The organism is Comamonas sp. FG99, from assembly GCF_057808605.1.
The window spans coordinates 1-10,490 of the sequence record NZ_JBMDII010000053.1 but is presented as its reverse complement, the minus strand read 5'-3'; the positions used below and the strand labels follow the sequence as shown (position 1 = coordinate 10,490).

Genomic DNA, 10,490 nt, shown 5'->3' with positions numbered 1-10,490 from the left:
CTCATGCGTGCACCAGGTTGGGGTTTTGCGCGATCTGCTGGCCAATCGCGGCGCAGGTGCGTAGCAGCGGCTGCACATAGCAGGCCTGGGCATCGCCCTTCTGGCGAAAGACCAGGGTGCTGACGCTGATCGCGGCCACTGGCTGGCCATTGGGGCCGAGCACCGCGGCGCCGAAGCAGTGGATGCCGTCCTCGTTTTCCTGCGCGTCGGTGGACCAGCCCTGCGCGCGCACCTGCTCCAGCTGCCGCGCCAGCGCCTCGGGCCCGGCCACGGTGTGCGGGGTATGGCACTCGTAGTTGAGCTGCGCGAGCAGCGCCGCCGCCGCCTCGGGCGCCAGCGCCGCCAGGTAGGCCTTGCCCACCGCGGTGGAATGCAGGCACACGCTGGTGCCTATGCGCGAGGACATCTGCACCGCGCTGGGGCTTTCCAGCTTTTCTATGTAGACCATGCTGTGGCCCGAGGGCACCGCGAAATGGATGGTCTCGCCGGTTTCGTCGCGCAGGGCGCGCAGCGCATCGAGCGCCGCCAGGCGCAGGCCCGAGCGGCTCCAGCTGCGGCTGGCGAGCTGGATCAGGCGCGGCCCCAGCGTCCAGCTGCGGCTGCCGGCCATCTCCACCAGCATGCGCTCGGCCACCAGCGCGGCCACGATGCGGTGCACCGTGGGCCGCGGAAAGCCCGTGGCCTGCGCCATGTCGGCGATGGAGACGGGTGCGGCGCTGTCCGCCACCAGCTGCAGCACCCGCATGAACTTGGAGAACGCCGCAGTGCCGGCAACGCCGCTGTCGGCCCGGGGCTCAGAAGAAGAAGGCATGGTGCGCGAGGTTTCGTGGCGTCATAACAGCCTGCAGGATACCGGACAAAGCCCCGCCCCCAGCCCTCGCAGCGGCTCAGCTCACCATGTAGCCGCCGTCGACCGGCAGGATCACGCCGGTCATGAAGCTGGCCGCTGGCGTGCACAGGAACACCGCGGCCCGGGCCACGTCCTCGGGCGTGCCCCAGCGGGCCAGCGGCGTGCGCGCCAGGATGGGGCCGGCGCGCGCCGGGTCGTCCTGCAGCGCCTGGGTCAGCGGCGTGGCGATCCAGCCCGGCGCGATGGCGTTGACGCGGATGCCGTCGGCCGCATAGGCGATCGCCAGCGACTTGGTCAATTGCCCCACGCCGCCCTTGCTCGCGGCATAGCCGGGCACCAGGCCGCCGCCGAAAAAGCTGAGCATCGACGCGGTGTTCACGATGCAGCCGCGGCTGGCCTGGAGCCGGCCGCGCGCGGCGCTGCACACGCGCATGGTGCCGCTGAGGTTCACCTCCAGCACCCGCTGGAAGACCTCGATCTCGTGCTCCGCGCCGCGCTGGATGATGCCGGCGCAGTTGAACACGATGTCGAGCCGCTCCACGGCCGCGAGCGCGGCATCCACATCCTGCTGGCGCGTCACGTCGGCCTGGCGCACCTGCACCGCGGCGTCCAGCGTGCCGTCGCCCGGCCCCAGGCCCAGCGCCAGCACTTGCGCGCCCAGCGCCGCGAGCTGGTTGGCGATCACTGCACCTATGCCCTGGGTAGCGCCGGTCACCAGCGCGGTCTTGCCGGCGAACAGGTCCTGGCGGTAGGTCGGGTCCATGCGCATGCTCAGTTGCTCTTCAGGTCCAGCGACTTGACCAGGTCGGTGAAGAACACGCTGTCCTGGGCCATGCGCTCGCGAAAGACCTGGTCGTCGGCATAGACGAAACCCAGGTTCTGCTTGTCCAGCACCTCGCGGAAGGCGGGCTCGTCCACCGTCCTCCTGGCCATGGCCTTGAGGTAGTTCAGCACCTCGGCCGGCATCTTCTTCGGGCCGGCGATGCCGCGCCAGGTGCCGATGCTCAGCTCGATCCCCTTCTCCTTGAGCGTGGGCACCTGGTCGAAGTTCTTCAGGCGCTGATCGGCCATCACCGCCAGCATCTTGAGCTTGCCGGCCTTGAGCTGCTGCGCCACCTCGGCCGGGCTCACCGCCACCGCGTCCACATGCCCGCCCATCAGCGCCAGCACCGCCGGCCCCGCGCCCTGGAACGGAATGTGGTTGAAGCGGATGCCAGTCTTCTGCCCCAGCGCGGTCGCGGCAAAGTGCCAGATGGAGCCATTGCCGGCATTGCCCACGCCGATCTTGCCCGCGTCCTGCCTGGCCGCGGCCAGGAACTCCTCGATGGTGTTCCACGGCGCATCGGCGCGCACGGTGATCGCCGCCGGGTCGGCGTTGAACTGGATGATGGGCTGCACATCGTCATAGCTGAACTTGGCCAGGCCCATGGGCTTCAAGGTCACCAGCTCCACCGTCACCACCGCGAGCTTGTAGCCATCGGGCCGGGCGTTGATCATGTCCGTCCAGCCGATGGCGCCGCTGGCGCCCGGCTTGTTCAGCACCACCACGCTGTGCGGCATGTGCCTGCGCGCCGCCTCCGAGAAGGCGCGGGCCACGCCATCGGTGCCGCCGCCCGGCTGGAAGGGCACGATCAGCTCCACCTGGTGCGTGGGAAAGTCCGCGGCCGCCGCGCCGCCGCTCCCTGCGGCCAGCGCCATGGCGCCGGCCAGGGCCCGCTGGATTGCGCCGCGGCGCGAGGGATGAATCTGCATGTCGTCTCCTTGGGTTGGTATGGGAATCGTCAATAGGTGGCGCGGCCGCCCGAGGCATCGAAGACCGCGCCGGTGCTGAAGCTGCAGGCACTAGACGCCAGCCACAGCACCTGCGCCGCGATCTCCTGCGGCTCGCCCAGCCGGCCCATCGGGCTCTTGGCCACCATGGTGGCCACATGGCCAGGCGCCATCTGCGCCAGGATGGGCGTGCGCACCGCCGCCGGCGCAATCGCATTCACCAGCACGCCCGTGCCCGCCAGCTCCTTGCCCAGCGACTTGGTCAGCGCCAGCACGCCGGCCTTGGCCGCGCTGTAGGCCGAGGCATTGGCCGTGCCTTCCTTGCCCGCCAGCGATGCGATGTTGACCACTCGGCCATGGCCCTGCCCGCGCATCTGCGGCACCACCGCCTTGCAGACATGGAACACGCCCAGCAGGTTGATGTCGACCACCCGCCGCCACACCGCGGCGTCGAAGTCTTCGAGCGGCATCGTCGGGCCGGTGACGCCGGCGCTGTTGACCAGCACGTCGATGCGGCCGTGCCGCTGCAGCGTCTGCGCCAGCGCCGCATCCACCGTGGCCGGCTCGCTCACGTCCACCGGGCAGTGCAGCATGCCGGCCGCGGCATCCGGCGCCTGCAGATCCCATACCGCCAGCGCGGCGCCGGCATCGCGCAGCGCCCGCGCCACCGCGGCGCCGATGCCGCTGGCGCCGCCGGTCACCACCGCCACGCGGCCGCGAAAGTCGTAGTTGCAATCGGCCATGCGCGCGCCTCAGCGGATGAACTGCCGCACATAGCCGGCCCCCAGGCCCACCGCCGCGAAGTGCTGGCGGCACATCTCGATCTTGGTGAACACATCCTCGAAGCCCATGCCCTTGCCCCAGGGATCGGTGTAGTACATGACGCCGTTGACCTGGAAGTAGGTGATCATCTCCTCCACATCCTCGGGCACATAGAGCGTATGCGTCTCGCCCGGCGGCTCGAACACGTAGCTGCCCTGCTCGGCCCACCAGTCGTGCTCCAGGTACTTCCAGCGCCCCTTGAGCACAAAGCCATGCACCGCCTGCGGGTGGCGGTGGCGGCTGAGCACGCCCGACTTGCGCACCTTGAGCAGGTTCATCCAGTAGCCCTGGCTGGCGTTCAGGCACAGCGGGCGGAACCACACGTTCTCGGCCTGCGGCACCCACAGGCGCTCGTCGGCGGGAATCGCATCGCGCACCACGATCTCGGGCAGGGCATCCGCCGGATTCGGGTACTGATAGGGCATCAGCGGGGTTTCATCGATCGTTTCTACAGGCATTTGCTCCTCTTTATTTATCCATAATATGGACATAAATCTATAATATGGATAATTGTAGGAACGCGCGGCGCCCCGCCCATCCCATGAAAACCCGTAGACGAAAAAAAGCCCGGTCCTGGACCGGGCTGGGCTTGGGCGTCGGCTGCGGCCTGGCGTTCAGCCCTCGGCCCAGCGGACCAGGCCGGTGGCGGCCGTCGCCAGCACCACGATGCCGAACGCGATGCGGTACCAGGCGAACGGCACGAAGCTGTTGCTGGCGATGAAGCGCAGCAGCCAGCGCACGCACAGCCAGGCGCTGATGAAGGAGAACACCAGCCCCACCGCGAACATCGGCGCGTCGGCCCAGCTCAGCAGCGCGCGCTCCTTGTACAGGCTGTAGGCGCCCGCGCCGATCAGCGTGGGAATGGCGAGGAAGAACGAGAAATCGGTGGCCGCCTGGCGCGACAGCCCCATCAGCATGCCGCCGATGATGGTGGCGCCGCTGCGGCTGGTGCCGGGCACCAGCGCCAGGCACTGCACCAGGCCCACCTTCAGCGCATCCAGCGGGGTCATGTCGTCCACCGTCTGCACCCGCACCGTGCGTGCCGAGCGCCTTTCCGCCCACAGGATGATGAAGCCGCCGACGATGAAGGTCGTGGCCACCACGATGGGCGTGAACAGATGCGCCTTGATGTACTTGCCCAGCAGCAGCCCCAGCACCACCGCCGGGATGAAGCCCACCAGCACGTTGAGCGCGAAGCGCTGCGCCTGGCGCTGGCTGGGCAGGGCCACCAGGGTGTCGCGGATCTTGTGCCAGTACACCAGGATGACCGCGAAGATCGCGCCGGTCTGGATCGCGATGTCGAACACCTTGGCCTTGTCGTCATCAAAGCCCAGCAGGCTGCCCGCCAGGATCAGGTGGCCGGTCGATGAAATCGGCAGGAACTCGGTCAGGCCCTCGACCACGCCCATGATGGCGGCTTTCACTAGCAGCAGGATGTCCACAATCGTCCTTCGGCGGATGCTTGAAAAATGTGAGCATCATACCCAAGGGCACCAATGGCCAGCTAGCGATTTCCCGTAAATATTCGTCAGGCTGGCAAGGCAATGGCCCGTACCGCCGCGCCCGGCGCCAGCAAGGCCTCGTAGTGCGCCAGCACCCAGTGCTGGCCGCGGGCCCGCAGCGTGGGTGCCGCCTCGGCCAGCGCCTGCAGCAGATAGCGCATGGAGGGCTTGTCCAGGCCCGACAGCGGCTCGTCCAGCAGCAGCAGCGGCGCGCCGCTGGCCATGCCGGCCGCCATCACCGCCTTGCGCAGCGTGCCAGTGGACAGCGCCAGCAGCGGCTTGTGCCAGTGCTCGGCCAGGCCAAAGCCTTGCAGGTGCGCCTGCAGCGCCACGCGGTCGGCCCGGGGATGCCGGGCCAGCACCTGCTCGGCCCACTGCGCCGCGGCCTGCTCGCGCGGCCCCAGCGCCTGGGGCTCGCGCAGGTCGAACCAGAAGCGCTCGGCCGCCGCCCCCCGGATCTCGCCGGCGGTGGGCGCCAGCACCCCGGCCAGCAGTTGCAGCGCGGTGGTCTTGCCCGCGCCGTCGCCGCCCAGCAGCTGCACCACGCCCGGCGGGGCCAGCCAGCTCCAGCCGCTGAACACCGGCGCCGCCGGGCCGTAGGCAAAACCCACGCCGTGCATCTCCAAAACCATGTGCATCCTCCAAACGGGCTCGCGTTGACTCCTGAAAAGATAGCATAATGCGCTCTGCATGCTTGACTACCTGGATTTCGAACGCAGCGACGACGGCGAAAACACCATCACCTGGGATGCGCTCGCGCATGTGGCCACCGCCCGCTGGCCCCAGCTCTCGCGCGAGCTGCTGCAGGTACTGCGCTGGGCAACGGCGCAGGCCGGCGCGCCCGGCCCGCTGGACGACGGCCATGCCTGGCACTACGACCTGCAGCTGCAGGATGCGGGCGGGCGGCCGCTGGCGCTCCAGTTCTCGGCGCGCGACGGCACGCTCAGCCATGCCAGCCTGGAGCACGCCGGGCGGCTGCAGCTGGCGCTGAGCATCAGCGGCTCGCCCGCGTTTGCCGAGGCCTTCGATGCCAAGTGGAGCGAGCCATCAGGCTAGCCATCCACCAGCGCCAGCACCACCGCCGACGGATGCATGCGCACCTGCGCCATGCTGCGCACCCGCATGCCGTTGGTGTCGGCGGCAAAGCCCACGATGTGCACGCCGCCCTCCAGCTGCAGCGCCACCTCGCTGGCCTGCGGCTCGCGCGAGATGCGGCTGATCTTGCCGCGCCAATGGTTCGGCGGCACCTCGCCCCCCTTGGCCAGATCCTCGCCGGCCCATAGCACCTCGACCGCGGTGGCCTTGCACAGCGCCAGCGCCTGCACGCCGGCGTGCAGGCCCAGCAGCTGCGCGCTCTCCTGGGTGATATAGGCCTGCAGCGCAAAAGCCTGCGCCGCGCCCTCGCCGCGCAGGTGCACCACCACCAGCGCGCCGCGCGCGCTCATCCGCTCCACCACGCAGGGCCACTGGTTGCGCATGCTGGTGCGCACCGACAGCCGCGCCAGCGCGGTGGCTGCCGCGCTCTTGCCGGTATCGCCGGCCCTGGCCTTGCCCTGCAGCGCGCGCTGCACATTGCCGCGCGCATGCACCATCGCATCGGCGGCTTCGAGCAGCAGCAGCGCATCGGGCGTGAGCGTGGCGCCGCCCCCGCCCGTGCCGCCCACGCTGCGCGCCACCAGCGGCACGCCGGCCAGGTTGGTCAGCGTCTCCACCGCCTGCCAGGCGGCCTTGTAGCTGATGCCGACTTCGCGCGCGGCCTGCGATATCGAGCCCGTCAGCTGGATCTGGCGCAGCACCTCGATGCGCCGGTCGGCGCGGCGCTCGCCCAGCGCCGCGGTCAATGAAGCGGATGTGGTCATGGCTGGCAATGATCGCATGCAAACGCATGCCGGCGGCAATTGTGATTACACTTGTCGCTATTCTCAACATGAATAGCGAGGAAGACATGCCGCCATTTCGTTCCATCACCATTGCCGCCCTCATCCTGGCCGCCGGCGCGGGTGCCCGCGCCGCCGAAGTGAGCGTGGCAGTGGCCGCCAACTTCACCGCGCCGATGCAGAAGATCGCCACCATGTTCGAGGCCGACACCGGCCACAAGGCGGTGCTCTCGTTCGGCGCCACCGGCAAGTTCTACGCGCAGATGGCCAACGGCGCGCCGTTCGACGTATTCCTTGCCGCCGACGACAGCACGCCCGCCAAGATGGACAAGGAAGAGCGCACCGTGCCCGGCAGCCGCTTCACCTACGCGATCGGCCGCCTGGTGCTGTGGAGCGCCCAGCCCGGCTATGTGGACGGCCAGGGCCAGGTGCTCAAGAGCGGCGACTTCAAGCACATCGCGGTCGCCAACCCCAAGCTCGCGCCCTATGGCCTGGCCGCCACGCAGACGCTGCAGAAGATGGGCCTGCTCGATAGCGTGCAGCCGCGCTTCGTGCTGGGCGAGAACATCAGCCAGACCTACCAGTTCGTCTCCACCGGCAACGCACCGCTGGGCTTCGTGGCGCTGTCGCAGGTGATGGTGGACGGCAAGATCGACAAGGGCTCATACTGGCAGGTGCCCGAAGACATGCACGAGCCCATCCGCCAGGATGCGGTGGTGCTGCGCCGCGCCGCGGCCAACCCCGCCGCCTCCGCGCTGGTGCAGTACCTCAAGGGCGACAAGGCGCGCGCGGTGATCAAGGCCTACGGCTACAGCTTCTAAAAACAGGAGCAGCCCGCGCTTGTCGTCTGGTCTTTTCATATACTTTTATATTTGAAAACCTGATGTATAAAGCGCCATCCGCTCTTATTTTTGTAAACCCATGCCGATCCTGAGCAGCCATGACCTGCAAGCCATCGCGCTCACGCTCAAGCTCGCGGCCACCACCACGGTGCTGCTGCTGGTGCTGTGCACGCCCATCGCCTGGTGGCTGGCGCATACCGCCTCGCGCTGGCGCGGGCCGGTGGGGGCGGTGGTGGCCCTGCCGCTGGTGCTGCCGCCCACGGTGATCGGCTTTTACCTGCTGGTGCTGCTCGGGCCGCATGGCTGGGGCGGGCGGCTCACGCAGTGGCTGGGCCTGGGCGCGCTGCCCTTCACCTTCGCGGGCCTGGTCGTGGGCTCGCTGATCTACTCGCTGCCCTTTGCGGTGCAGCCGCTGCAGCGCGCCTTCGAGGCCATGGGCCGCAAGCCGCTGGAGGCCGCGGCCACGCTGGGCGCCAGCCCCTGGGACCGCTTCTTCAGCGTGGCGCTGCCGCTGGCGCGGCCCGGCTTCGTGACCGCCGCGATCCTGAGCTTCGCGCACACGGTGGGCGAATTCGGCGTGGTGCTGATGCTGGGCGGCAACATACCCGGCGCCACCCGTGTGGTGTCGGTGCAGATCTACGACCACGTGGAAGCCATGGAGTACGCGCAGGCCCACTGGCTGGCCGGCGGCATGGTGGCGTTCTCGTTCGTGGTGCTGATGCTGCTCAATCTGGTGCAGCGGAACGGCCGCGCACGCGAGGGGGTGATGTGAGCATAGAAGCCCGGCTTGCCGTACAGCGCGGCGCATTCGCGCTGCACATGGATGTGCGGCTGCCCGAGCGCGGGGTGACCGCCTTGTTCGGCCCCTCCGGCTGCGGCAAGACCACCGCGCTGCGCGCCATCGCGGGGCTGGAGCGGCCGCGGCAGGCCCGCATCGTGGTCAACGGCCAGGTCTGGCAGGACGACGCGGCCCGCCAGTGGCTGCCCACCCACCGGCGCCAGCTCGGCTATGTGTTCCAGGAGGCGAACCTGTTCGCCCACCTGTCGGTGCGGCAGAACGTGGAATACGGGCAGCGCCGCATCCGCGGCGAGCGCCCGCGCATCGCGCTGGAGCGCGCGATCGAGCTGCTGGGCATAGCGCCGCTGATGGAGCGCGGCATCGCCCACCTGTCGGGCGGCGAGGCCCAGCGGGTGGCGCTGGCCCGCGCGCTGGCCACCAGCCCGCGGCTGCTGCTGATGGACGAGCCGCTGGCCGCGCTGGACGCCGAGCGCAAGCGCGAGCTGCTGCCCTATATCGCCGGCATCACGCGCGAGCTGGGCATTCCGGTGCTGTATGTGACCCACTCGATCGACGAGGTGGCCAAGCTGGCCCAGCATGTGCTGCTGCTGCGCCAGGGCGCGGTGGTGGCCCAGGGACCAGCCAGCGCCGTCTTCACCCAGCCCGGCTCGGCGCTGGCGCAGGACGAGGCGGCCTGCACGCTGCTCGACGGCACGGTCACCGGGCACGACGCCCAGGACCACGTATGGAGCATGCGCCTGGGCGGCGATGCCAGCGGGGCGCAGCTGCACTGGACGCAGGCGGATGCCGCCCTGCGCCTGGGCAGCGCGGTGCGGCTGCGCATCCTGGCCCGCGACGTGAGCCTGACCCTGGTGCCGCCGCAGGCCAGCAGCGTGCTCAACATCCTGCCCTGCACGGTGCTGTCGGCGCAGCAGCTGCCGGATGGCAATACCCTGGTGCGGCTGCAACTGCAGCAGCGATTGCAACAGCGATTGCAGGCACACCCCCCTGCGGCGCAGGATGGCGAGGTGCTGCTGGCGCGCATCTCGACCCGCTCCGCGCGCCAGCTGCGGCTGGTGGCGGGCATGGCGGCGCATGCCCAGATCAAGGGCGTGGCGGTGATGCAGTAGCCGGCGCCGCAAATGGCAAAGCCCGGCAATGCCGGGCTTTTTTCTTGGGGAGAACCTGCGCGGCTCAGCGGCGCGATTTATTCGCCGATGGTCACCTCGACGCGGCGCGCCTCGGCATTGCTGCCGCTGGCGTTCACCGACTCGGGCTTGCGCAAATCGAGCTTGCCTTCGGCCACGCCCAGCGCAACCAGTGCATCGCGCACCGCGAATGCGCGCTGCTTGGCCAGCTCGGCGTTCTTGTCGGCATCGCCGGTGGCATCGGTATAGCCCGAGATCACTGCGCGCTTGCCGGCCTTGGCGGCGGCCACCACGTCGGCCAGCGCCTCGTTGGCGCCGGGCGCCAGCTCGGCCTTGGCGGTGGCGAAGTAGAACTTCACCACGCCGTTTTCCACCAGCACGCGGGCTTCGTCCACCTCGGCGGCCGCGCCAGCTGCCCCGGCGCCGGCCGCGCCCGAAGCACCTGCCGCTGCCGGTGCCGGTGCCTTGACCACGCCTTGCGCAGCGCCGGCCTTGGCGCCGTGCAGGCCCCTATAGGCGCCAAAACCCAGCACGCTGAGCACCACCAGGGTGATCAGCGCGAAGATCAGGCCCAGGGCAAATCGCTGATCGCTATCGTTGTCTTGAGCAGAGGACACTCTCGAACTCCTATCGTTAAGTTGTTGGAACTATTGAAAAACCGGCCGCGGGCCTGGGCCCGGCGGTAATATGTGCACTGCACAAAAGCGCATGATTATCGCTGTCCGCCCTGGCGCTGGCAAGGTAAATCTGGGCACGGCGCACGAATCCGCACCGCTGCGGCGCTGACGCTTGCGGGACACCCGCCGCCAGGCCGGCGTTGGGCCGGCTGCCAAATGGAAAAGCTCCCCACGCTCCCCACTGCGTTGGGTCGCTGCCCCTCCGAGAGGGGTAATGCCGTTCA

Annotated in this window: 13 protein-coding genes; 4 read left to right on the top strand and 9 right to left on the bottom strand. The window is 69.2% G+C overall.

What is annotated here, in order from left to right:
• Position 1: 1 nt before the first annotated feature.
• The 7 genes from ACODRX_RS23780 to ACODRX_RS23750 all read right to left on the bottom strand — a co-directional run bounded on the left by ACODRX_RS23780 (position 2) and on the right by ACODRX_RS23750 (position 5,576).
• Entirely contained in the window at positions 2–811 is an 810-nt protein-coding gene (locus ACODRX_RS23780; protein ID WP_488874017.1) for an IclR family transcriptional regulator, read from the bottom strand.
• A 76-nt stretch (positions 812–887) separates the two neighbouring features.
• Complete coding sequence (locus ACODRX_RS23775; protein WP_488874016.1) at positions 888–1,613, bottom strand: SDR family NAD(P)-dependent oxidoreductase; 726 nt, start codon at positions 1,611–1,613, stop codon at positions 888–890.
• Between the two features lie 8 nt (positions 1,614–1,621).
• Positions 1,622–2,602, bottom strand: coding sequence for a tripartite tricarboxylate transporter substrate binding protein (locus ACODRX_RS23770; protein ID WP_488874015.1), 981 nt, complete (start codon positions 2,600–2,602; stop codon positions 1,622–1,624).
• Between the two features lie 29 nt (positions 2,603–2,631).
• Positions 2,632–3,363, bottom strand: coding sequence for an SDR family NAD(P)-dependent oxidoreductase (locus tag ACODRX_RS23765; protein ID WP_488874014.1), 732 nt, complete (start codon positions 3,361–3,363; stop codon positions 2,632–2,634).
• Between the two features lie 9 nt (positions 3,364–3,372).
• Positions 3,373–3,900, bottom strand: a complete 528-nt coding sequence (locus ACODRX_RS23760) for a 2,4'-dihydroxyacetophenone dioxygenase family protein (RefSeq protein ID WP_488874013.1) — start codon at positions 3,898–3,900, stop codon at positions 3,373–3,375.
• 156 nt (positions 3,901–4,056) lie between these two features.
• Positions 4,057–4,884 (bottom strand): undecaprenyl-diphosphate phosphatase, encoded by an 828-nt coding sequence (locus tag ACODRX_RS23755; protein ID WP_488874012.1) that lies wholly within the window; start codon positions 4,882–4,884, stop codon positions 4,057–4,059.
• 86 nt (positions 4,885–4,970) lie between these two features.
• On the bottom strand, positions 4,971–5,576 hold the full coding sequence (locus tag ACODRX_RS23750; protein WP_488874011.1) for an ABC transporter ATP-binding protein: 606 nt from the start codon (positions 5,574–5,576) through the stop codon (positions 4,971–4,973).
• Between the two features lie 58 nt (positions 5,577–5,634).
• Between ACODRX_RS23750 and ACODRX_RS23745 the strand changes: the two genes are divergently transcribed.
• The gene (locus ACODRX_RS23745; RefSeq protein ID WP_488874010.1) at positions 5,635–6,000 is read left to right on the top strand and encodes a hypothetical protein; all 366 of its coding nucleotides are present in this window, start codon (positions 5,635–5,637) and stop codon (positions 5,998–6,000) included.
• On the opposite strand, the gene ACODRX_RS23740 is transcribed toward ACODRX_RS23745, so the two are convergent.
• The gene (locus ACODRX_RS23740) at positions 5,997–6,803 is read right to left on the bottom strand and encodes a TOBE domain-containing protein (RefSeq protein ID WP_488874009.1); all 807 of its coding nucleotides are present in this window, start codon (positions 6,801–6,803) and stop codon (positions 5,997–5,999) included. The two genes, ACODRX_RS23745 and ACODRX_RS23740, sit on opposite strands and share 4 nt — an antisense overlap.
• A gap of 86 nt (positions 6,804–6,889) precedes the next feature.
• On the opposite strand from ACODRX_RS23740, the gene modA reads away from it, so the two are divergent.
• The 3 genes from modA (at position 6,890) to modC (ending at position 9,571) form a co-directional block, all read left to right on the top strand.
• Positions 6,890–7,642: a molybdate ABC transporter substrate-binding protein gene (gene modA, locus ACODRX_RS23735; RefSeq protein WP_488874008.1), complete on the top strand. Its 753-nt coding sequence runs from the start codon at positions 6,890–6,892 to the stop codon at positions 7,640–7,642.
• A gap of 100 nt (positions 7,643–7,742) precedes the next feature.
• The gene (gene modB / locus ACODRX_RS23730) at positions 7,743–8,435 is read left to right on the top strand and encodes a molybdate ABC transporter permease subunit (protein ID WP_488874007.1); all 693 of its coding nucleotides are present in this window, start codon (positions 7,743–7,745) and stop codon (positions 8,433–8,435) included.
• On the top strand, positions 8,432–9,571 hold the full coding sequence (modC, locus tag ACODRX_RS23725) for a molybdenum ABC transporter ATP-binding protein (protein WP_488874006.1): 1,140 nt from the start codon (positions 8,432–8,434) through the stop codon (positions 9,569–9,571). The genes modB and modC overlap by 4 nt, the downstream gene beginning before the upstream one ends.
• Before the next feature lie 77 nt (positions 9,572–9,648).
• On the opposite strand, the gene ACODRX_RS23720 is transcribed toward modC, so the two are convergent.
• The gene (locus tag ACODRX_RS23720; protein WP_488874005.1) at positions 9,649–10,206 is read right to left on the bottom strand and encodes an OmpA family protein; all 558 of its coding nucleotides are present in this window, start codon (positions 10,204–10,206) and stop codon (positions 9,649–9,651) included.
• Positions 10,207–10,490: the final 284 nt, after the last annotated feature.